Source organism: Vibrio paracholerae (assembly GCF_037672085.1).
Classification (GTDB): Bacteria; Pseudomonadota; Gammaproteobacteria; order Enterobacterales; family Vibrionaceae; genus Vibrio; species Vibrio cholerae.
Map to the genome: position 1 here is coordinate 1,097,616 of NZ_JBBHLM010000002.1, position 22,713 is coordinate 1,120,328.

19 protein-coding genes, 2 pseudogenes and 1 other annotated feature are annotated in these 22,713 nt (G+C 48.2%); of the genes and pseudogenes, 12 read left to right on the top strand and 9 right to left on the bottom strand.

The features are described from left to right. Nucleotides 1-110: 110 nt before the first annotated feature. Nucleotides 111-244, top strand: a sequence feature (His leader region). A gap of 55 nt (nt 245-299) precedes the next feature. Genes hisG through hisIE form a run of 8 tightly spaced genes read left to right on the top strand, consistent with a single transcriptional unit; the run spans nt 300 to nt 7,440 of the window. Next, the gene (gene hisG / locus R4537_RS10395; RefSeq protein ID WP_001194704.1) at nt 300-1,196 is read left to right on the top strand and encodes an ATP phosphoribosyltransferase; all 897 of its coding nucleotides are present in this window, start codon (nt 300-302) and stop codon (nt 1,194-1,196) included. Nucleotides 1,197-1,200: 4 nt separating this feature from the next. After that, entirely contained in the window at nt 1,201-2,496 is a 1,296-nt protein-coding gene (gene hisD, locus R4537_RS10400) for a histidinol dehydrogenase (protein ID WP_071177782.1), read from the top strand. Between the two features lie 3 nt (nt 2,497-2,499). Continuing rightward, nucleotides 2,500-3,540, top strand: a complete 1,041-nt coding sequence (gene hisC / locus R4537_RS10405; RefSeq protein ID WP_071177783.1) for a histidinol-phosphate transaminase — start codon at nt 2,500-2,502, stop codon at nt 3,538-3,540. A gap of 51 nt (nt 3,541-3,591) precedes the next feature. After that, nucleotides 3,592-4,665 (top strand): bifunctional histidinol-phosphatase/imidazoleglycerol-phosphate dehydratase HisB, encoded by a 1,074-nt coding sequence (hisB, locus tag R4537_RS10410; protein ID WP_071177784.1) that lies wholly within the window; start codon nt 3,592-3,594, stop codon nt 4,663-4,665. After that, on the top strand, nt 4,665-5,276 hold the full coding sequence (hisH, locus tag R4537_RS10415) for an imidazole glycerol phosphate synthase subunit HisH (protein ID WP_000193249.1): 612 nt from the start codon (nt 4,665-4,667) through the stop codon (nt 5,274-5,276). Before hisB ends, hisH begins: the two co-directional genes overlap by 1 nt. Nucleotides 5,277-5,318: 42 nt before the next feature. Continuing rightward, nucleotides 5,319-6,056 carry a 1-(5-phosphoribosyl)-5-[(5-phosphoribosylamino)methylideneamino]imidazole-4-carboxamide isomerase gene (hisA, locus tag R4537_RS10420; protein ID WP_000586508.1) on the top strand — a complete coding sequence of 246 codons (738 nt, stop codon included), beginning with the start codon at nt 5,319-5,321 and terminating at the stop codon, nt 6,054-6,056. Beyond that, nucleotides 6,038-6,811 carry an imidazole glycerol phosphate synthase subunit HisF gene (gene hisF, locus R4537_RS10425; RefSeq protein WP_071177785.1) on the top strand — a complete coding sequence of 258 codons (774 nt, stop codon included), beginning with the start codon at nt 6,038-6,040 and terminating at the stop codon, nt 6,809-6,811. The genes hisA and hisF overlap by 19 nt, the downstream gene beginning before the upstream one ends. Beyond that, entirely contained in the window at nt 6,808-7,440 is a 633-nt protein-coding gene (hisIE, locus tag R4537_RS10430) for a bifunctional phosphoribosyl-AMP cyclohydrolase/phosphoribosyl-ATP diphosphatase HisIE (RefSeq protein WP_001067502.1), read from the top strand. The genes hisF and hisIE overlap by 4 nt, the downstream gene beginning before the upstream one ends. 200 nt (nt 7,441-7,640) lie before the next feature. On the opposite strand, the pseudogene rluE reads toward hisIE, so the two are convergent. Further along, nucleotides 7,641-8,234 (bottom strand): annotated as a pseudogene (gene rluE / locus R4537_RS10435) (23S rRNA pseudouridine(2457) synthase RluE); the annotation flags it as partial. Between the two features lie 47 nt (nt 8,235-8,281). Beyond that, a pseudogene (locus tag R4537_RS18705) lies at nt 8,282-8,468 on the bottom strand (pseudouridine synthase); the annotation flags it as partial. Between the two features lie 207 nt (nt 8,469-8,675). Here R4537_RS18705 and R4537_RS10440 point away from each other — a divergent pair. Then, nucleotides 8,676-10,901, top strand: coding sequence for an NADP-dependent isocitrate dehydrogenase (locus R4537_RS10440; RefSeq protein ID WP_071177787.1), 2,226 nt, complete (start codon nt 8,676-8,678; stop codon nt 10,899-10,901). 98 nt (nt 10,902-10,999) lie between these two features. On the opposite strand, the gene cspD is transcribed toward R4537_RS10440, so the two are convergent. Beyond that, entirely contained in the window at nt 11,000-11,221 is a 222-nt protein-coding gene (cspD, locus tag R4537_RS10445) for a cold shock domain-containing protein CspD (protein WP_000190603.1), read from the bottom strand. Between the two features lie 472 nt (nt 11,222-11,693). Between cspD and clpS the strand changes: the two genes are divergently transcribed. Then, complete coding sequence (gene clpS / locus R4537_RS10450; protein WP_000041728.1) at nt 11,694-12,014, top strand: ATP-dependent Clp protease adapter ClpS; 321 nt, start codon at nt 11,694-11,696, stop codon at nt 12,012-12,014. Nucleotides 12,015-12,052: 38 nt separating this feature from the next. Beyond that, on the top strand, nt 12,053-14,323 hold the full coding sequence (gene clpA / locus R4537_RS10455; RefSeq protein ID WP_000932413.1) for an ATP-dependent Clp protease ATP-binding subunit ClpA: 2,271 nt from the start codon (nt 12,053-12,055) through the stop codon (nt 14,321-14,323). Nucleotides 14,324-14,391: 68 nt separating this feature from the next. Here the strand turns inward: clpA and R4537_RS10460 are convergent, their stop codons facing one another. Both R4537_RS10460 and R4537_RS10465 read right to left on the bottom strand, forming a co-directional pair. After that, nucleotides 14,392-16,068, bottom strand: coding sequence for an aspartate:alanine antiporter (locus R4537_RS10460; RefSeq protein WP_071177788.1), 1,677 nt, complete (start codon nt 16,066-16,068; stop codon nt 14,392-14,394). 201 nt (nt 16,069-16,269) lie between these two features. Next, complete coding sequence (locus R4537_RS10465) at nt 16,270-16,533, bottom strand: GrxA family glutaredoxin (RefSeq protein ID WP_000498418.1); 264 nt, start codon at nt 16,531-16,533, stop codon at nt 16,270-16,272. 308 nt (nt 16,534-16,841) lie between these two features. On the opposite strand from R4537_RS10465, the gene R4537_RS10470 reads away from it, so the two are divergent. Further along, nucleotides 16,842-18,089 carry an iron-containing alcohol dehydrogenase gene (locus tag R4537_RS10470; RefSeq protein WP_071177825.1) on the top strand — a complete coding sequence of 416 codons (1,248 nt, stop codon included), beginning with the start codon at nt 16,842-16,844 and terminating at the stop codon, nt 18,087-18,089. 90 nt (nt 18,090-18,179) lie between these two features. Here the strand turns inward: R4537_RS10470 and R4537_RS10475 are convergent, their stop codons facing one another. The 4 genes from R4537_RS10475 to R4537_RS10490 form a co-directional block, all read right to left on the bottom strand. Further along, nucleotides 18,180-19,034 (bottom strand): MurR/RpiR family transcriptional regulator, encoded by an 855-nt coding sequence (locus tag R4537_RS10475; protein ID WP_001093848.1) that lies wholly within the window; start codon nt 19,032-19,034, stop codon nt 18,180-18,182. Nucleotides 19,035-19,340: 306 nt separating this feature from the next. Continuing rightward, nucleotides 19,341-20,987, bottom strand: coding sequence for a pyridoxal-dependent aspartate 1-decarboxylase PanP (panP, locus tag R4537_RS10480; protein ID WP_071177789.1), 1,647 nt, complete (start codon nt 20,985-20,987; stop codon nt 19,341-19,343). Nucleotides 20,988-21,096: 109 nt separating this feature from the next. Further along, entirely contained in the window at nt 21,097-21,606 is a 510-nt protein-coding gene (locus R4537_RS10485) for a hypothetical protein (RefSeq protein ID WP_000826868.1), read from the bottom strand. Nucleotides 21,607-21,794: 188 nt separating this feature from the next. Further along, on the bottom strand, nt 21,795-22,700 hold the full coding sequence (locus R4537_RS10490) for a LysO family transporter (RefSeq protein ID WP_000948497.1): 906 nt from the start codon (nt 22,698-22,700) through the stop codon (nt 21,795-21,797). Nucleotides 22,701-22,713: the final 13 nt, after the last annotated feature.

Here is a 22,713-nt window from a genome sequence, read left to right on the forward strand (position 1 = left end):
ACCAGAAAAGTGTCAATTTGTGGTTGAAAAAAAAACTTAGCTTGGTTAGTGTGAAGGCAGTTCTCAAACAGACAGAAACCACTAAGTATGCGTAATTTCGTAATGAACATTCATCACCATCATCATCCCTAAGGTGTCTTTCGGGAGATGTACGCATACCCGGGGGACAGGAATCTCCCGGAGTTGAAATCAGAGCCATAAAAAGATTCTAACCCTCGGGAGACCAAACCTCCCGAGGGTTTTTCGTTTTAAGCTTTGGAAAAATTATTAAATTCAACAAATTGCAAAGGAAGAATGACATGCAAACACAACGACTAAGAATCGCGATACAGAAAAAAGGCCGCCTGAGCCAAGAGTGCCAAGAACTGCTGAAAAAATGCGGTGTGAAATTCAACATCATGGGCGAGCGCTTGGTGGTTCATTCACTGAATATGCCGATTGACCTGTTGTTGGTGCGTGACGATGACATTCCAGGACTGATCATGGATGGGGTGGTGGATTTGGGTTTTGTTGGGGAAAACGTGCTTGAAGAAACACGTTTAGATCGCCTAGCACTCAACCAACGTAACGAATTTACCACCCTGCGTCGTATGGACTTTGGTGGTTGCCGTCTGTCGATCGCGATTGAAAAAGATGCTGAGTATCGTGGACCGCAAGATCTGAATGGTAAGCGTATTGCCACCACTTACCCTCAACTGCTTAAAGCTTATATGGATCGCCAAGGCGTGGATTTCAGCACCTGTATGTTGACGGGGTCGGTTGAAGTTGCACCGCGCGCGGGGTTAGCGGATGCGATTGCGGATCTGGTCTCCACTGGCGCGACCTTGGAAGCCAACGGTCTTAAAGAAGTGGAAGTGATTTTTGAATCCAAAGCGACGCTTATTCAGCGCCCAGGTGCTTTTGCTGCCGATAAAGCCGCGCTGATCGATAAACTCCTCACTCGCATGCACGGCGTACAACAAGCCAAAGAATCGAAATACATCATGCTGCACGCTCCGGTTGAGAAGCTGGCGCAAATCAAAACCTTGTTGCCCGGAGCGGAAGATCCAACAGTGCTTCCCTTGTCTGCCGACAAATCCAAAGTCGCGGTACACATGGTGAGCTCAGAAAATCTTTTTTGGGAAACCATGGAGCAGCTGAAAGCCCTCGGAGCTAGCTCAATTTTGGTGTTGCCGATTGAAAAAATGATGGAGTAAGGCGATGAGAACTGTTGTTTGGCAATCGTTGAGTGAAGCTCAGCAAGAATCGATTTTAGAACGTCCTGCGATTACGGAAGGAGCAAACATCACCGCTGCGGTCGCACAAGTGATTGCGAAAGTGCGCAGTGAGGGTGATGCCGCCCTGTTTGAATTAACCGAAAAATTTGATCGTGTAAAACCCACCTCACTGCGCGTATCTCGCGAAGAGATGGATGCCGCTGCCGCGCGTTTGTCGGAAACAATGAAACAGGCACTAGAGCAGGCATACAACAACATCAGCAAATTCCACAAGGCGCAAAAAGTGCAGCCAATCAAAGTGGAAACCATGCCCGGAGTGGTGTGTGAGCAAGTGACTCGCCCGATCAATAAAGTGGGTCTGTATATTCCGGGTGGCAGCGCACCGCTACCATCAACCGTACTAATGCTCGGTGTGCCTGCGCAAATCGCCAGTTGCCGTAAAGTCGTGCTCTGCTCACCGCCGCCGATTGCTGATGAAATTCTCTACGTCGCTAAGCTTTGTAACATCGATGAGGTGTACAACCTAGGCGGCGGCCAAGCGATTGCAGCGATGGCTTACGGTACGGAAACGGTCACTAAAGTTGACAAAATCTTTGGCCCCGGTAACGCCTATGTGACAGAAGCAAAACGCCAAGTGAGTAACGATTTTCGCGGCGCAGCGATTGATATGCCTGCAGGACCTTCAGAAGTATTGGTGATTGCTGATGAAACGGCGGATGCCGATTTTATTGCCGCCGATCTCCTCAGTCAGGCAGAGCACGGCCCAGATTCTCAGGTGGTGTTGGTGACGCCATCTCCTGTATTAGCCGATCAAGTGACGGACGCGGTACAAAAGCAGCTTAAAGTCCTTTCGCGCGCCAGCATTGCTGAAAAAGCGTTGGCTTCCAGTCTGATCATTATTGCTGAATCACTCACCCAAGCAGTGTCAATTTCTAACTACTACGGCCCTGAGCACTTGATTGTGCAGACGCGCAACCCGCGTGAGTTGGTTCCACTGCTCGATAACGCAGGCTCCATTTTCCTTGGCGATTGGTCGCCAGAATCGGTAGGCGATTACGCTTCAGGTACTAACCATGTGCTACCCACTTACGGTTACACCCGCACCTATTCCAGCTTAGGTTTGGCCGATTTCAGTAAACGCATGACAGTGCAAGAACTGACCGCTGATGGCTTGCAATTGCTCGCGCCCACCGTCGTCACGATGGCAGAAGCGGAAGGGTTAGACGCGCATAAACGTGCGGTTACGATTCGAGTAGAAAAATTACAGAAGGCTCAATAAATTATGGAAAAACTGGCTCGTCAACAAATTCAGGCGTTAACCCCATACCTTTCTGCGCGTCGTATTGGTGGTAGTGGTGATGTTTGGCTCAATGCCAACGAATCGCCTTTCAATAACGAATACAAAACCGATTTTGCGCGCCTTAATCGTTACAGTGATTGCCAACCTAAGGCGATGATCCAAGCTTACGCCAATTACGCTGGAGTACAACCGGAGCAAGTACTGACTTCGCGCGGCGCGGATGAAGGGATTGAGCTTTTGATCCGTGCGTTTTGCGAACCCAATCAGGACGCGATTCTGTTCTGCCCTCCAACCTATGGCATGTATGCGATCAGTGCAGAAACCTTTGGTGTTGAGCGTAAAAAAGTGCCGTTGACAGCCGATTGGCAACTCGATTTACCGAGCATTGAAGCCAATCTGGATCGCGTTAAATTGGTGTTTGTGTGTAGCCCGAATAACCCGACTGGGAACTTGGTGAAACGTGCCGACATCATCAAACTGCTGGAGATGACCCAAGATCGCGCGATTGTGGTGATGGATGAAGCCTACATCGATTTCTGCCCAGAGGCATCGACGGTTGATTTGCTCGCCCAATATCCGAACTTGGCGATTCTACGCACACTCTCTAAAGCTTTTGCTTTGGCGGGACTACGCTGTGGCTTCACGCTTGCCAATGCTGAACTCATCAATGTGTTGCTCAAAGTGATCGCGCCTTATCCGGTGCCGGTGCCGGTTGCCGAAATCGCGGTGCAAGCCTTATCACCTGCAGGTCTCGCGCGCGCCAAATACCAAGTGTTGGATCTCGGCGCGAATCGAGCTTACCTACAAGTGGGGCTCTCTATGGTTCCGGGTGTGCAGGTCTTTGAAGGTTGGGGTAACTATCTCTTAGTGAAATTCCCTGATGGTGATGCACTGTTTAAAGCGGCGTGGGAGCACGGCATTATTATGCGCAATTCACCGATTGAGAACTGTGTGCGTATCAGTGTTGGCAATCGCGAAGAGTGTGAAAAAACCGTCGCGTTTATTCGCAACTACTACCAGTAATTTTGTTTACAGCAGCTCGCTGCGCGGGCTGCTGATGAAAAGGACATTCTTGTGAGCAAACAACAAAAAATTCTTTTTATCGACCGCGACGGCACCTTAATTGTTGAGCCGCCAGTGGATTTTCAAGTTGACCGTTTGGACAAACTCAAACTTGAGCCTTATGTGATCCCAAGCCTGCTCAAGCTACAAGAGGCGGGTTATCGTTTGGTGATGGTGACCAATCAGGATGGTTTAGGCACTTCAAGCTACCCGCAAGCCGATTTCGATGCGCCGCATAACATGATGATGGACATTTTTGAATCGCAAGGCGTGAAGTTTGATGATGTGCTGATTTGCCCGCACTTTGAGCGTGATAACTGTTCGTGCCGCAAACCGAAACTTGGCTTGGTCAAAGAGTATCTGCAAGGTGGCAAAGTCGATTTCAAATCGTCAGCCGTGATTGGCGATCGCATGACCGATCTGCAACTGGCGGAAAATATGGCGATTCGCGGTATTCAATACCACCCGCAAACTATGGGTTGGCTGGATATCGTTAAAGATCTCACCACCAAGCCACGTGTTGCCCAAGTGGTGCGTAAAACCAAAGAGACCGATATTCAGGTTCTAGTCAATCTTGACCAAACTGGCGGCAACCAAATTGAAACGGGTTTGGGCTTTTTTGACCACATGCTGGATCAAATCGCAACCCACGGCGGTTTCCAACTGCAACTGAAAGTGGTGGGCGATCTGCACATCGATGATCACCACACGGTGGAAGATACCGCTTTGGCTCTGGGTCAAGCACTGCGTGAAGCTCTGGGTGACAAGCGTGGTATTGGGCGCTTTGGTTTCACATTGCCGATGGATGAGTGTTTGGCACAGTGCGCGTTGGATCTCTCGGGCCGTCCGTATCTGAAATTTGATGCGAGCTTTAGCCGCCCGCAAGTGGGCGATCTGTCGACTGAGATGGTATATCACTTCTTTCGCTCATTGACCGATACCTTGGCGTGCACTCTGCACCTTTCATCCAGCGGCGATAACGATCACCACATCATTGAAAGTCTGTTTAAAGCGTTTGGGCGCACACTGCGTCAAGCCATCATGGTGCAAGGTAACGATCTGCCGAGCAGTAAAGGGGTGCTCTGATGACTCAAAATGTGGTGATTATTGATACCGGCTGCGCCAATATCTCCTCGGTCAAATTCGCCATTGAACGATTAGGTTATGCGGTGACGATTTCGCGCGATCCGCAAGTGGTACTCGCGGCAGATAAACTGTTTCTGCCCGGAGTTGGCACCGCGAGCGAAGCGATGAAAAACCTCACCGAACGTGATTTGATCGAGCTAGTGAAGCGGGTTGAAAAGCCATTGCTTGGCATCTGTCTTGGCATGCAACTGCTTGGCAAATTGTCCGAAGAAAAAGGCCAGAAAGCCGATGAGATTGTGCAGTGCTTAGGGTTAGTCGATGGCGAAGTCCGTTTGCTGCAAACCGGCGATCTGCCGTTGCCACACATGGGCTGGAACACGGTGCAAGTGAAAGAGGGGCATCCACTGTTTAACGGTATAGAACCTGATGCGTACTTCTACTTCGTGCACAGTTTTGCTATGCCCGTTGGCGATTACACCATTGCCCAGTGCGAATATGGTCAGCCGTTTAGCGCAGCGATTCAAGCAGGGAACTATTACGGGGTGCAATTTCACCCTGAGCGCTCTTCAAAAGCGGGCGCACGCTTGATTCAAAACTTTCTTGAGCTTTAGGGACAAGCGCTGGTCAAAGCTGGCGCAATACAAGGAACCACAATGATTATTCCCGCATTAGATTTGATTGAAGGTCAGGTTGTGCGTCTGTATCAAGGTGATTACGGACAAGTGACCGAATATAAAGTAGACCCAGCGGAGCAGTTTAATTTGTACCACCAAGCTGGGGCAGGTTGGTTGCACTTGGTGGACTTAACTGGCGCGAAAAATACCGCAGCACGCCAACTGGATTTGATTGCTCGCCTGCTCGCGAGCACACCCGCCAATATTCAAATTGGTGGTGGAGTACGCAGTGAACAAGACGTGGTGGATCTGCTTGAAGCAGGTGCGCAGCGCGTGGTGGTGGGCTCAACCGCGGTTAAACAGCCGCAATTGGTCAAAAGCTGGATGGAAAAATACGGCGCTGAGAAAATTGTTTTAGCGTTGGACATCAACATTGATGAACAAGGTACGCGCAAAGTCGCGATTTCTGGCTGGCAGGAAGATTCCGGCGTGACGATTGAAGCTTTGATTGATGACTACTTAACGGTTGGCTTAAAGCACGTACTGTGTACCGATATTTCCCGAGATGGCACGTTGGCCGGCTCGAACGTTGAGCTGTATCGCGATCTCTGCCGTCAATACCCACAAGTGCAGTTCCAATCGTCCGGTGGCATTGGTTCTCTCGCCGATATTGAGGCACTGAAAGGCACCGGTGTAGCGGGTGTGATTGTCGGGCGCGCGCTATTGGATGGCAAATTTACTGCGCAGGAGGCATTCGCATGTTGGCAAAACGGATAATTCCTTGTCTGGATGTACGTGATGGACAGGTAGTGAAAGGCGTTCAGTTTCGTAACCACGAAATCATTGGAGACATTGTGCCACTGGCCAAACGTTACGCCGAAGAAGGCGCGGATGAGCTGGTGTTTTACGATATTACCGCTTCCAGTGATGGCCGCGTTGTCGATAAAAGCTGGGTCGCGCGAGTCGCGGAAGTGATCGACATCCCTTTCTGTGTCGCAGGTGGGATCAAGTCGGCGCAAGATGCTGGGCGAATCTTGGAGTTCGGTGCAGATAAAGTGTCGATTAACTCACCTGCTCTGGCGAATCCACAACTGATCACCGATCTTGCGGATCGCTTTGGCGTGCAATGTATCGTGGTTGGCATCGACTCTTATTTTGATAAAGAAACAGGTCAATATCAGGTTTATCAGTTTACCGGTGACGAAAGCCGCACCCGAGCGACTCAGTGGCAAACTTGCGATTGGGTGCAAGAGGTGCAAAAGCGCGGCGCTGGGGAAATCGTACTGAACATGATGAACCAAGATGGTGTGCGCAATGGTTACGATCTTGAGCAGCTCAATTTAGTGCGCTCGGCGTGCCGAGTTCCGCTGATCGCCTCCGGTGGTGCAGGGGCGATGGAACATTTCGCGCAAGCCTTTACTCAAGCGAACGTCGATGGTGCTTTAGCCGCTTCGGTGTTTCACAAGCAGATCATCAATATCGGTGAACTCAAGCAGTATCTAAAACAACAAGGAATTGAGGTGAGACGATGAATCCAGCAAGCCCATTTGCCACGCTAACCGACCGTATTGATTGGCAGAAAGTCGATGGACTTGTGCCCGCGATTGTGCAGGATTTTCAGTCCAGCCAAGTCTTAATGATGGGGTATATGAACCCTGAGGCGTTGCAAAAAACCCTCGATACTCAACAAGTAACCTTTTTCTCGCGCAGCAAACAGCGTTTGTGGACCAAAGGGGAAACCTCAGGCCATGTATTGCAACTGAAAAATATCGCGCTGGATTGTGACCAAGATACGCTACTGGTGAAAGTGAACCCAATTGGCCCAACCTGCCACACAGGCACCGTGACCTGTTGGGATGGTGATGCACAAGAAGAGTCACAAATGGTTTGGCTTCATCAGTTGGAACAACTGTTGGCAGAGCGCAAAAATGCCGATCCCAGTTCTTCTTACACTGCCTCTTTGTATGCGCGTGGCACCAAACGTATTGCGCAGAAAGTGGGTGAAGAAGGGGTTGAAGTCGCGTTGGCGGCGACGGCAGGGGATAAGGAGGAGCTGATTTGCGAATCCGCCGACTTGATGTATCACTTGTTGGTGCTGCTACAAGAGCAAGGCTTAGCCATGAATGATGTGATCAATAAGCTGAAAGAACGCCATAAGTAATTGGTAGACGAGTTTCTCCAACCAAACAATAACGCCCCATTATTGGGGCGTTATTGCCTTCCTACTTGAAGCTGCAGCGGTGTTGGCTGCATTCGTTCACCCCAATCACATAGTGTATCTGTGCTCATGGGAATTCACTCATCTGCCGCCTACCTGCAACTCCAAGTAGCTTGGCTATATATCGTTGATTAATCAGAGTGTTAGAGCGTCACTTCCCGCCACTCTCCGGGCTGCAAATCTCCCAAGCTCCAATCGCCCATGGAGTAACGAATCAAACGTAGAGTCGGGAAGCCGATGTGCGCCGTCATGCGTCGCACTTGGCGATTACGCCCTTCCATTAAAGTAATGGCTAACCATGTGGTCGGAATTGCTGCGCGAAAGCGCACCGGCGGATTGCGTGGCCAAAGCGTGGGTTCGGGCATGATTTCTACTTTCGCCGGTAAAGTCGGGCCATCTTTTAAGGTCACTCCGTGGCGCAATGCCTCAAGGTCGCTCTCTTGTGGCGCGCCTTCAACTTGCACCCAGTAAGTTTTTGGCGCTTTGGACTGCGGCTGAGTTAATCTGGCCTGCAAAATTCCATCATTGGTTAAAATCAGTAGTCCTTCACTATCGCGATCCAAACGGCCTGCGGCGTAAACATCCTTAATTGGGATGTAGTCGGCCAAGGTTTTTCTTCCATCCCCATCGGTAAATTGGCTTAAAGTGTCATAAGGTTTATTAAACAGGATTACTTTACGCTCAGCAGGAGAAAGGGGGCGCTTAGGTGACAAAGCCGTTTGAGTGGCATTTTTTTTCTTGTTAGCAACACTCTTTCGATTTGCTCTCGTTGGTGGATGGCCAGCGTTTTTCGCGGCTCTTTGTTTAAAATGCGACTTTCGTTGATCGGAAGAAGAGGAGGTGGCATCGCTGGACAAGCGAGATGACATGTTAAGCACCTTGCAAAAATGTAAATAAACTGTGTTTGAAAGTTTTCCGCAGAGGCGAGATCGGCTATCATTTGCGCGCCCTGGAAAAGGTTTAACGAACAAGATAATAGACTATTGTCTTCAATTTGTTTAATTATAAATACCTTCACTCAAGGACGAGCTCGAAGGCGGCTCAACGTCATTCGAACACAGGATTTGCAAGAGTGAGAAGATCGTACTCAGGTTGAGGGGATGTCGCCGACTTGAGAACGGACAGTCACACAGTGTCATTGCATCCAATGGTGCTGTTAGAACAGATAGGGAAAGTTCATGCCTACCAATAAACCTACCATTATTTATACCATTACTGATGAAGCCCCAGCGCTGGCAACGTATTCATTACTGCCGATTATTCAATCATTTACTGCTTCATCAGGCATTAACGTAGAAACACGCGATATTTCATTAGCTGGCCGTATTCTGGCTAATTTCCCTGAGCATTTGACCGAAGAACAACGTATCAGCGATGCGTTGACTGAACTGGGTGAGCTAGCAAAAACGCCTGAAGCGAACATCATTAAACTGCCCAATATTTCTGCTTCTGTTCCTCAACTCAAAGCGGCGATTAAAGAGCTGCAAGACAAAGGCTATGCACTGCCAAATTATCCAGAAGAACCGAGCAGCTACGAAGAAGAAGCGATCAAAGCCACTTATGACAAGATCAAGGGTAGCGCGGTAAACCCAGTGTTACGTGAAGGTAACTCCGATCGCCGTGCGCCAGCCTCGGTGAAAAACTACGCCAAGAAAAACCCGCACTCCATGGGCGCTTGGAGTAAGGATTCAAAATCACATGTTGCAAGCATGAGCGATAAAGATTTCTTCGGTAGCGAGAAGTCGATGACGGTGAGCGGCGCAACTAAAGTGGCGATTGAGTTCGTGAGTAAAGAGGGTGCAGTGAAAGTGCTGAAAAAGCCTTTTGCGCTGCAAGATAAAGAGATCATCGATACCAGCGTGATGAGCAAAAAAGCGCTGATTGCCTTCTTTGAAAAAGAAATCGCGGATGCGAAAGCGCAAGACGTGCTGTTCTCACTGCACATGAAAGCGACCATGATGAAAGTCTCGGACCCCGTGATTTTTGGCCATGCGGTGAAGGTGTACTACAAAGCGGTTTTTGATAAGTATGGTCAACTGTTCGATCAACTGGGTGTGGACGTTAATAACGGTCTAGGTGATGTCTACGCGAAAATTCAATCGCTGCCAGAAGCGCAACGTGCAGAAATTGAAGCGGCGATTCAAGCGGTATATGCGACTCAACCCGCTCTGGCGATGGTGGACTCTGACCGCGGTATCACCAACCTGCATGTCCCAAGCGATGTGATTGTTGATGCGTCTATGCCAGCAATGATCCGTACTTCAGGCCAAATGTGGGGCCCTGATGGTAAGCAGAAAGACACCAAAGCGACGATTCCCGATCGCTGCTACGCAGGCGTTTACCAAAGCGTCATCGATTTCTGTAAACAGCACGGCGCGTTTGACCCAACCACTATGGGCAGTGTGCCCAACGTGGGTCTGATGGCACAAAAAGCAGAAGAATACGGCTCACACGATAAGACCTTTATTCTGGATGCTGAAGGTGTGGTACGTGTGATTGACGAAGCGGGCAAAGTGCTGCTGGAACAAAGCGTGGAAGCGGGCGACATCTTCCGCATGTGTCAGGTAAAAGATGCGCCAATCCAAGACTGGGTAAAATTGGCGGTAACTCGTGCTCGCGCTTCCAACACGCCAGCCGTTTTCTGGCTGGATCCTGCACGCGCTCATGACGCTGAGCTGATCAAGAAAGTGAATCAGTACCTACCTAATCACGATACCTCTGGTTTGGAAATCAAGATCCTGTCACCGGTTGAAGCCACGCAATATTCACTTGTGCGTATGAAGGCGGGACAAGACACTATTTCTGTAACAGGTAACGTGCTGCGTGATTACTTGACCGACTTATTCCCAATCCTTGAACTGGGTACTTCAGCGAAAATGCTCTCTATCGTTCCGTTGATGAACGGCGGTGGCTTGTTTGAAACGGGCGCGGGCGGCTCTGCACCGAAGCACGTACAACAAGTACAAAAAGAGAACCACTTACGTTGGGATTCACTGGGTGAGTTTTTAGCGCTAGCCGCATCTCTGGAGCACTTGAGTGTGGTCACTGGCAATCGCAAAGCACAAGTGTTGGCGGATGCGCTTGATAAAGCGACGGGTAAGTTCCTCGATATGAACAAATCGCCTTCACGCCGTGTCGGTGAAATTGACAACCGTGGTAGCCATTTCTATTTGGCGACTTACTGGGCGCAAGCACTGGCTGAACAAACGGCAGATGCAGATCTCGCGGCTGAATTTGCTCCGATTGCAAAAGCGCTTGAAGAGAAAGAAGCGCAAATTGTCGCAGAACTGAATGGCGCGCAAGGCAAGCCTGGCGATTTGGGTGGCTATTACGCACTTGAGTTTGCGAAGGCGGCTCCGCTTATGCGTCCTAGCTCGACCTTCAACGCGATCATTGACCGTTAATCTAGCTCAGACACCAAAACAAAACCCGCCCCATTGGGCGGGTTTCTATTTTTGTGCTTTGCAAATTGCCAAAACACGCTAGTGTGGCAATGAATCCACTATTTTGCGGATTGTCCCTCGATTGGCACAACGCAGCTCGCGTGGTATCCCTTAGGACCTTGCTCCACCTGATAAGAAACCTGTTGACCGGCTTTGAGTGTACGGTATCCGTCCATCTGAATGGTTGAGTAATGAGCGAAAATATCTCCGTCTTCACCCTCCGGGCAAATAAAACCGAAGCCTTTGGCATTATTAAACCATTTCACTGTACCTGTAGCCATGCTATACATCCCTCATGCATTTTATAACTGATGTTTTAAGAGAAACGTCAATCTGTCCCCAGGACTTCCTGACTTCTCAAAAGTGAATAGCGATTCAGCCTATGCTTAACGTTAGTCACTAATTGACCAATTTAGACGATGATTGAACGCAGTCAATAGGACGAACGTATAAAAGCACACAGTTTGATATGCAAACTCAATTTTGCCATTGCAATTATATAAATTTGTCATTTGCAAATCGCGAAGCAAATTATTAACAAGCTTGCATATTGGTGTCTGTAAAGTAAGCAATCGCGCTATTCGTGATCGCCATTCGCAATGTTTTATTTGCAGCGTTACAATTGCTGCATTAGTCTCTAAGTAAGAGGCGAAATTCATTAAAGTGCGGATGCCGTCAGTGAGTTTAAACGGTTAGTTTTACAGCACTTTATAGTTGAATTCTCTGTAAGAAGCCCTCAAATATTGAAGTGTCATGAGTAAAAACTTTGAATGGATCTCTCCAGACTTTGATTTGCTGGAGAAAGAAAAGACGGCGGTTAAGCCACCATCTATGTATCACGTGGTGTTAAACAACGATGATTACACACCGATGGACTTTGTAATTGAGATTCTTGAGCGCTTTTTCTCTATGGATATAGAGAGAGCGACGCAAGTGATGCTCAAAGTGCATTACGAAGGAAAAGCAATATGTGGCACGTTTACTGCAGAAGTTGCAGAGACGAAAGTCGCTCAAGTAACGATGTACTCAAGGGAAAATGAGCACCCACTTTTGTGCACGATGGAGCAAGCTTAAACTTGCCTGGCAATGTGGTTGTTCCTTAAGGAGGCCTTATGCTTAACAAAGAATTAGAGTCGAGTCTAAACGGCGCGTTCGCTCGGGCACGAGACAAAAGACATGAATTTATGACCGTCGAGCACCTCCTACTTGCATTGTTGGAAAACGATGCAGCGCGGGAAGCCCTGTTAGCCTGTCAAGCCGACATCGATGTATTACGCCGTGAGCTGGATACTTTTATCGACCAGACCACGCCCCTTATCCCCAAAAATGACGAAACTCGCGAGACCCAACCGACGTTGAGTTTCCAACGCGTACTGCAACGCGCGGTGTTCCACGTGCAATCTTCCGGTCGAAGCGAAGTGACGGGAGCCAACGTGCTGGTGGCGATTTTCAGTGAGCAAGAGTCGCACGCGGCCTATCTGCTCAAGAAAAATGACATCAGCCGCTTGGACATTGTCAACTTTATTTCGCACGGCATTACCAAAGCGTCTAACCATAGTGAAGACTCTTCTTCCGATTCGTTTGGCAGCAGTGACTCTTCTGAAGAGGTGAGTGCTGACGAACGTTTGGAAAGTTTTGCCACCAATCTTAATCAGTTAGCAAAACAAGGCCAGATCGACCCACTGATTGGCCGTGACAAAGAGTTGGAACGTACGATTCAAGTTTTGTGTCGTCGTCGTAAAAATAACCCACTGCTGGTGGGAGAAGCGGGTGTCGGCAAAACTGCGATTGCGGAAGGCTTGGCATGGCGAATTGTTGAAGGCAATGTGCCGGAAGTGATCCAGCGCAGTGTGATTTATTCACTGGATATTGGTTCGCTGTTAGCGGGCACCAAATATCGTGGTGATTTCGAAAAACGTTTCAAATCAATTTTGAAACAGCTTGAGAAAGAGAAAGACGCCATTCTGTTTATTGATGAAATTCACACCATCATTGGTGCGGGTGCCGCTTCTGGCGGTCAAGTCGATGCGGCGAACCTAATTAAGCCTCTGCTCAGTAGCGGGAAACTGCGTTGTATCGGTTCAACCACCTATCAAGAGTACAGCAACATTTTTGAGAAAGAGCGTGCGCTATCTCGCCGCTTCCAAAAGATTGATATTGTTGAGCCTTCATTGGACGATACCACCAAGATTTTGATGGGATTGAAAACCAAATACGAAGCTCACCATGATGTGCGTTATACCAATAAAGCGCTGCGTGCTGCGGTTGAACTTTCAGCCAAATATATTAACGAGCGTCATCTGCCTGACAAAGCGATTGATGTGATTGATGAAGCGGGTGCGCGTGTCCGTTTGATGCCAGCAAGCCGTCGTAAGAAAACGGTCGGTGTGGCGGAAATTGAATCCATGGTCGCCAAAATGGCGCGGATCCCAGAAAAATCCGTCTCCTCTTCTGATAAAGACATCCTGAAGAATCTGGATCAGAAGATGAAAATGTTGGTGTTTGGTCAAGATGCGGCGATTGATGTCCTGACAGAGGCGATAAAGCTGACCCGTGCTGGATTAGGCGCAGAACATAAGCCAGTCGGTTCTTTCCTGTTTGCAGGCCCAACTGGGGTTGGTAAAACAGAAGTGACTCTGCAGCTTTCTAAGCTGCTCGGTATCGAACTGCTACGTTTTGATATGTCGGAATACGGTGAGCGCCATTCGGTAAGCCGTTTGATTGGTGCACCTCCGGGTTATGTGGGTTATGACCAAGGTGGGTTACTGACGGACGCCGTGATTAAACACCCGCACTCGGTTGTTTTGTTGGACGAAATTGAAAAAGCGCACCCCGATATTTTTAACTTGCTATTGCAGGTGATGGATAACGGTACTCTGACGGATAACAACGGCCGTAAAGCCGATTTCCGTAACGTGATTCTTGTGATGACCACCAACGCGGGTGTGGCCGAAACGGTGAAAAAATCGATTGGTTTGATCCAGCAAGATAATAGTCATGATGCGATGTCGGAAATTAAAAAGGTGTTCACTCCCGAATTCCGTAACCGTCTTGATCACATTATCTGGTTCAATAGCTTAGATGAGCGTGTGATTCATCAAGTGGTCGATAAATTTATCGTGGAACTGCAAGCTCAGTTGGATGCGCGTGGTGTTTCTCTGGAAGTTTCGGAAGATGCCCGCCACTGGTTAGCGGTGAAAGGTTATGACCGTGAGATGGGCGCTCGTCCGATGGGACGTGTGATCCAAGAACAACTGAAGAAACCACTCGCCAATGAGCTGTTGTTTGGCTCGTTAGTCGATGGTGGCACAGTGAAAGTGACGCTGAGTGATGACAGACTGGCTTTCGAGTATTTCGGTACTCGCGAAGAGGTGGTTCACTAGACATCTCACAATACGCAAAAGGCACCGCAAGGTGCCTTTTTTGATCCACAGTATTGGATAACTCCAATTTAACTGAGCAAGATAAAGATGGTGCCCGTTAAGGTCATTAAGATATTGGCAATCGCGTAGGTACCCGCGTAGCCCAGTGCTGGAATGGTAGACTTAGCGTATTCATTAACCACATCCATCGCCGGAGCACAGGTGCGCGCGCCAATAATCGCACCAAATAAGAGAGCGCGGTTCATCTTTAGAATGTAGGCACCTACCCAATAAGCGAACACGACAGGCACGACGCTCACTAAAAAGGCTAAGCCGATCACTTGCACACCTACTTCGGAGAGATGTTGGAACATTTTGCTACCAGCATTGAGCCCAATTCCGACCATGAAGATGGCCAGACCAAGGTCTTTGACCATATTGAGTGCACCTTGCGGAACATAACCGAAAGTCGGGTGGTTGGCTCGCAAAAAGCCCAAAGTGATACCAGAGAGCAGTAGCCCCACCGCATTACCTAAGCTAAACGAAACTTGGCCAAAGGTCATGGTGACCAAACCAAACAGAATGCCAAGAATAAAAAAGCTACAGAAGGCAAGCAGGTCGGCCATTTGGCTGTGTACTGAGATAAAACCGATTTTATCTGCCAGCCCTTTTACTTTGCTTTTCTCGCCGCTAACTTGCAGGACATCGCCTTTGGCGAGCACGATATCCAGATCCATCGGCATTTCGATTTGCGCACGAACGACTCGGTTAAGGAAGCAGCCGTATTCCGAAAGATTAAGATCGGAGAGACGTTTTCCCGCAATGCTGTCACTTTTTACCACGATCTCTTCTTCTGAGATTCGTAGGTCGAGCAAGTTACGGTCAAACACTTCTTTGCCGTTGCGAAAGCTCGGGTCAAGACGAGCGTGGCTATCAGGGAAACCTACGAGAGCAATTTCATCCCCTTCTTGCAAAATGGCATCACCATCAGGATGAGCCAAAATGCCATGTCGGCGGATCCGCTCAATATAACAACCTGTTTGACGATAGATACCCAGCTCGCGCAGATTACGGCCGTCGATCCAGTTAATCAGTTCTGGTCCGACTCGATAGGCGCGGATGATCGGCAGATAGACCTTACGCTGACTGCCTAACCCTCGTTCTTGCGCGATTTGTTGAGCCGAATCGGACAGGTTTTGCTTTTGCAACTTAGGGAGTAATTTAGCAAACATGATCATGCTGATAAGGCCGATCAAGTAGGCCATCGCATAGCCGACCGAGACATTATCTAGAATCAGTGACAAATCCATATGTCTTGGTACCGCGGCAAGTCCAGAATTGAGCGCATCCTGAGCTCCAACCAGTACGGGCGTTGAGGTTAATGCGCCCGCCATCATCCCGGCGGCTAAGCCATAATCCAGATTAAGATAGTAACCACCAAAGTAGGCAATCCAAGTCGCAGTGATCAAAACCACTAAGCTTAGAATTAAGTAGTGTTTACCATCGCGGAAGAAAATACCAAAGAAGTTAGGACCCGCTTCAATGCCGACACAATAAATAAAGAGCATAAAGCCGATGGTTAATGCTTCCGGTGTAAAGGAAAAACCAAGATGTCCCATGATCAGAGAGGTGATGAGCACTCCAATCGAATTACCTAATTGGAAGCTGCCAAAGCGAATTTTCCCGAAAGAGAGACCGATGGCGAGGACAACAAATATCAGCAAAATTGGATTTTGCTCTAGCAACAAAACGACGTCGATGTTCACGATTTAACTCAATTCACGCGTGACAAGAGGGGAAATAATAAAATTTTGGGAATTGTATCCGAATATTGCAAAAAGATAAGTGAATTTTTGCGCGGATGCGCATTATTTGGAGCGAAATAGCTAAAAAAACCTAAGTCTGCAGACGCTCGTACTAACAAAAAAGCCTGCGATATTCACAGGCTTTTTCGATTTATCATCTTATTAGTCAAATAGACCTAGATTCTCTTTTGCGTACGCTTCGAAGTCAGTGCAGCCGCCGATGTGTTGTTCATCGATGAAAATCTGTGGAACGGTTTCGACTGGCTTGCCGATGGTTTTTTCTAGATCGGCTTTAGTGATGCCTTCGGCGTGGATATCAACATAGCGGTAGTTAAAATCATCACGCTTTGCTTTCAATGTTTCAGCATGCTCTTTGGCACGAACACAGTAAGGACAGCCAGGACGACCAAAAATGACCACAAACATATCTTTCTCCTTCATTTTGTTTGCGGGTACTATGCCCGATTCAAAGGGGGAAATAAAGCGTGATTTTTCCTCTTGATTTAATAGATAAAAACAATGGTTTTACTCTCTGCCTCGCTTTTTCTCACCACTCTTCTTGGCTCGCAGTTATCATGGAAGAGATTGAAAATCCTCAATTTCTATGTGAGGTTGTGCAAGAACTAGCAGGTTTTTTGTGGTTAATTTCGGCAAGTTGCACTGGGTCAAACAAATTTCTCCCATTTGGGCGCAAGCTTAGCACTATCGGATGTGTGAAAGGCCTTGGAGGGAGCATGTTCCAGTTTATGACCGCGACACGGATCATCTTTGGTGAGGGGGCGCTAGAGAGCTCCCTTTCGATAATCAGCCAGTACGGATACAGCGTGCTACTGGTCTCGGGGAAAAACTCTGAGCGCTATGCTCCTCTAACGGCCTATCTACAACAGCAGAACATGCGCTACCAACATGTTGCAGTTTCTGGCGAGCCCAATATCACTATGGTTGAAGAAGCCGCGATGCTCGGTCGTCGCTTTAAACCTGATATGGTGATTGCGATAGGCGGCGGTAGTGTGCTGGATATGGGGAAAGCGGTCGCGGCGATTATCCCCAATCAAGGCAACGTGTATGACTATGTTGAGGTGGTTGGGCGCAGTGTGCCACTCAAAGCCAAACCACTGCCATTTATCGCGATTCCGACTACTGCTAGCTCGGGATCTGAAGTGACGCGTAATGCGGTGCTGAAATCGGCGCAAGACAGAGTCAAAATTAGCTTGCGCAGTCCTGAGATGTTAGCGGACGTTGCGATCATTGATCCCACTTTGACTTACGGAACGGATCCTGTGACGTCCGGTCGAGGAGCCATGGATGTGTTTACTCATCTTATGGAAGCTTACGTGTGTGGAGAGCCCAATCCTCTAACCGATATGATTTGTGAGGAAGGGTTACGGCGTTTAAGCCGAGCGATGATCGCGGGCTGCTTGCGCGATGATAAAAAAGCACGGAGTGATCTATCCTTCGCTGCCATGCTGGGTGGAATGGCGACAACCAATGCCAAATTAGGGGCCGCTCATGGACTGGCTTCTGCACTGGGCGGCAAATTGGATGCGCCGCACAGTGTGATTACCGCGCGACTTGCGCCGATTGTAATGCGAGAAAATATTGATGTGGCTAAAGAGGCTGGGCGCAGTGATATTCTACAACGCTACAAGATCGTTTCGCGCATTCTGACTGGCCGTAAAAATGCCTGTGTGGAAGATGGCATCTTATGGGTCAATATGATGCTAGAAAAATTATCGATTCCTAATTTGACTGATTTTGGTGTCTGCGCGACCTCTTTTGAACGCGTGGCCGCAGATGCACTGAAATCAACAGCGATTAAAGGTAACCCGATCCCTTTGACCATGGAGCGCTTGACTCACATTCTGCATCAAGTCTGCTCTTGTCTCCCACTTGCGGCGATAGAGCCTCGAGCATCACAAGGTGAGGTGGAGATTCGCCATTTGTTAAAAGAGGAAGGGAGCCATTTGAGCGGGCAACATTGAGCCTATTCCTCCTTACTGGAAGCCATCATTATTCTGACTCAAAATGAAAACGGAGCCACTGGGCTCCGTTATTCTGTCTTTGTGTGTGCCCTAGTAAGGCGGCAGTTTGTCGTAGCGAGAATCTTTCAGCACTTCTTTCACGCGCTTGAGATTTTCTCTAAAGCCTGAACCTCGGCGCAAAGTAAAGCCGGTTGCCAATACATCGATCACGGTCATTTGCACTACGCGACTTGCCATTGGCATATACACGTCTGTGTCTTCAGGCACATCTAAGCAGATCGATAATGAACTGGCTTTATCCAGTGGTGAATCTTTTGCGGTAATCGCAATCACCGTTGCTCCGTTTTCACGAGCAAGATTGGCGATTTCAACCTGACTTTTGGTGCGGCCAGTATGAGAAATCAGCACAATCACATCATTATCAGTGCAGTTGATACAGCTCATTCGCTGCATCACAATATCTTCAAAGCAGCTGATCGGAATATTGAAGCGGATAAATTTATTCTGTGCATCGCGTGCGACCGCAGAGGACGCGCCTAAGCCAAAAAACGAAATACGTTTTGCTTGAGTGAGCAGGTCAACAGCACGGTTGATTTGCACGGGATCCAAACTGTTTTTCGCCACATCCAGACACGCCATGGTCGATTCGAAAATCTTGTGGGTGTATGCGTCTGGGCCATCATCTTCTTCTACGTTACGGTTAACGTAAGGCGTGCCGTTTGCAAGGCTTTGAGCTAAATGCAGTTTAAAGTCCGGAAAACCTTTGGTATCAAGGCGGCGACAAAAACGGTTCACCGTAGGTTCACTCACGTCCGCCATTTTCGCCAGCGTAGCAATGCTGGAATGAATAGCGGTTTGTGGTGATGCCATAATCACTTCGGCAACCTTACGCTCAGACTTGCTAAAGTTTTCCAGGTTTTTTTGAATTTTTTCTAATGTATTCATAGTGTTCACGCAGGCTAGAGAACAACTCGTTGGTCTGGGCTTTGGAAACAATAGGGGAGAAATCAATGGCTTCCAAATGCTAAACCCACCAACGCCAATAAGCCGAGTATAAACCTAAGCGTGATGGATCCAGAAACGAAACTCTCAGAAAGACCGTGAGAATATGACAAGCCTCAATTAAATTTTATAAAAACTACACTTTTTAGGTGTGGTCTGCCCATATCTGGTGCTTCTAACCCATGATTGACGCAAGAATTACAGCAAACTGAAATTTTATTTCTGTTTGCTGTAACTCTTAGCGAAGGATTATTGGTTCAGAATGCATTGGGTTAGATGTTCGATTTGACGCATCAACTTTGGCGCTTGTTGTGCGATTTCTCGTTGTTCATCCAGCACGTTATGCAAAATTTCTTTGGTCGTCAGCGGGTTGGCTAATACCACTCGGAATACTATGGTTGCCAATTTATCCCATTGGTGTGGATTGAGCTGGGTACGTGACACAAAGGATTTACCCGTTTCCCTTTGTTTCTTCTGAATAAACTTAGTGAGTTCGTTCAGTAGCTCATTCAACTGCGCACGCTGTACCCCTTGCGCTTTTTCTAGCGCCATGCGGACATGCGCGGGTAGATAGCGATAAGTCAACAAGCAGAGTTCCGGTTGCGAAACCAACTCAAAGTCAGTTTGCGCATCAATCAGGTCGGCAAAATATCGCGCTTTTTCAATACTTTGATCGATAAGTAGCTGATAGCCTGGGCGGCTAATGATGTGCATGCTGGCGTAAACCAACATCGCCATGCCTGAGCGTGATCCTTCTAGGGTATGGCTACCCAAATCTTTAGAGCCTTGACGCAAAATGTACTGGGCATGATGCTCAATTGAGCGCATCGCATTCGGGTCTTTAAACAAGACCATACCCGCACCCATAGGGATGTAGAGCTGCTTATGAGCGTCAATGGTCACTGAATCGGCCAACTCGACACCATCAAGCAGTCCTCGATAACGGTTTGACATTAACGTCGCGCCGCCCCAAGCCGCATCGATATGGAAGTGGATCTGTTCACGCTGACAAATCTGAGCAATGGTGCGCAGTGGGTCAATATTGCCGGTTTCTGTAGTGCCGGCGACCCCGACCACGGCAAACACTTTGATCTTATTGGCTTTTAACTCGGTGATTTTCTGCTCTAGATCGTGTGGGCAGATACGGTTATGCGCATCAGTTTTGACCGCGACCAAGCCTTCTTGGCCTATACCCAGCACATCGGCCGCTTTTTTCAACGAGTAATGGCCTCGTTCGGAAACCAAAATCGCTAAACCTTCATGGCCGTAGTGGCGCATGGCTTTGAAGAGCCCTGCTTTTTCTACGCCGGGGAAATCGCCTTCTGCTTTAAGCGCATTATTGCGAGCAACCCAAAGTGCCGTAATGTTAGCTATGGTTCCGCCTGAGCAGAATGCGCCGAGTGAGTGCTCAGCACTGTGCATCCACTGTTGATAGAAGTGATCCGTCTCGCCATAAATCAAGCGATGGATCATGCCTAGCACCTGACGCTCTAGCGGCGTGAATGCCTTAGAGGTTTCAATTTTGACCAGATTTTGATTAAGAGCGATCATGATTTTTGACAGCGGCATCAGGAAGTAGGGTAGTGCCGATGTCATGTGGCCAATAAAACTGGGCGATGCGGTGTGCACCGAGTGTGACACCAGAGTATCCAGTAAATGTTGGGTATGATCGGAAACGAATTGAGGCTGTTCGGGGATGTGCGCGTTGGAAAAATCTTTCTCAATCTCTTTGAGCGGCTTTTCTTCTGCCACAATGTGTTTGCGCAAGAAGTGGTTTAAATTGCGAGAAAGCTCTTCATCGATTTTGGTTAATGTTGAGTCTGGACCTTCCGGGACGGTGAAGATCTTGAGCAGAGAATCGAAGTTGACTTGCGCGGATTTGTGTTCTGATACCATACAGCGTCGTTATTATTTTGATTGATGGGCTTCAAGCGGGACAATCTAATTCAAAACGGGAACAATGTCCCGTCTTAATTCGGAAAGCCTTGATTGCATTGGTGTGTGATTATTGGCACTTCATCGCTTCGACTTTTTCAATCGCCTGATTATAGCGATTCAGCGCCGATTCGATCTGCTTAGGGTGACTGAGCAGGTCTGCCAACGCGGAGCGCAGTTCATAATTTTTCGGGTGAGGTGTAGCTTGTCGGTCGGCAAAGGTTACGCTGGCTAACTTGCCAAGCTCATCGCTGCGTGTCGCCAATTGTTTGATTTCTGGCTGTTCTAGTTTTAACCATGATTCAACATGTTGGGTGGTTGCGACTTTACTTGGGTCATGCTGTAAGTAGTAATGAACAGCCGCGCGATTCAAGGCAAAGTGGTGCTGTCTGCCCTCTAAAAACCATTGACTCACTTCGGCTAAATCTGGGTTACGTTCACTGGTCAGTTTGGTGAGATCGGCATACCAGTTCAATGAAGCATCGATGTAGGCATCGTATTTTTGGCTGAAGCAGGTGTTATCCGCATAGGCTGAAGCGGAGACGACCGACATCAGTAAAACAGTGCTCAGGCGTTTCATAATCTTTCCTTTTGAATTGTTATTTTTAGTCGTTCTTGATGGGACTTCATTGAGATAAACCTTAACCCCTAACCCGAAGAGAATTGTTGTACCCAATCATTTAGGGGCGTTAGGTTAAAATATTGTTTACTAAATTGTAAATCTCAAGGCGAAACATTGTAAACGAGCTCAGAGGGAAATCCTGCGATCTAGCTTGCAAGAGAAACAAAGAACAGGATCAAAACCGGCACCAATAGACTCAGAATAAAGCCGCTAACAATCGCCACTGGAACACATTTTACACCGCCAGTGGTTTGAATGACGGGCAGGGTAAAATCCATGGCTGTCGCTCCGGCATAACCAATCGCGGTACAGGGTTTGCGCCGGATCAGCATGGGAATTAACACCAGTGCGACTAGCTCGCGCAGTAGCTCAATCATAAAAGAGGCTCCGCCGAGTACCGGCCCAAAAGCATCGCCGACTAAGATACCGGCTAATGAGTACCAGCCAAAACCTGAGGCCATCGCCAGTGCTTGGTAAATTGGCATGTCAAGTAGCCACGCAGCAATCACGCCACCTAGCCAACTGGTTAGGATGATCACTGCCGCAATAACCATTCCGTGCTTATTTAGCAAGATCTGTTTGAGCGATAAACCACTGTTACGCAGTTGAATACCAATAAAAAACAGCAACAGGAAGAGGATCCAGCCGCTCGCGGATTCGACCCAATGTAAGTCTTGATTCAGTAACACACCCGCCACCAGGCCTGCACCGACCACCAAAATAAGCTTCGCAGACTCCAACATCATGCTTGAGAGCGGGACTTTTTTATGAGTGATATCGGTACTAAGTGGCAGATAGCGATCAACTAAAGGTAAGACTAAGAGGTTGCATGTCCCTAACACCACGAAAAAAACAGCCGTGTATTTGACAATAGTTTGTAAGTTACTTTGTAAGTTATCTAAGCCCGCGAGACTCAGACCCATCAAAAATAAGATGACGTAAACGAGATGCGAGGTTGCTCGACTCAAACGATGGAGATGAGATGGGTTACGAATAATGAATAGGTAACCCACCACAAGTGGTGCAAAAACAAAGATCATCCCTGACAGCATAACATCCTCACAG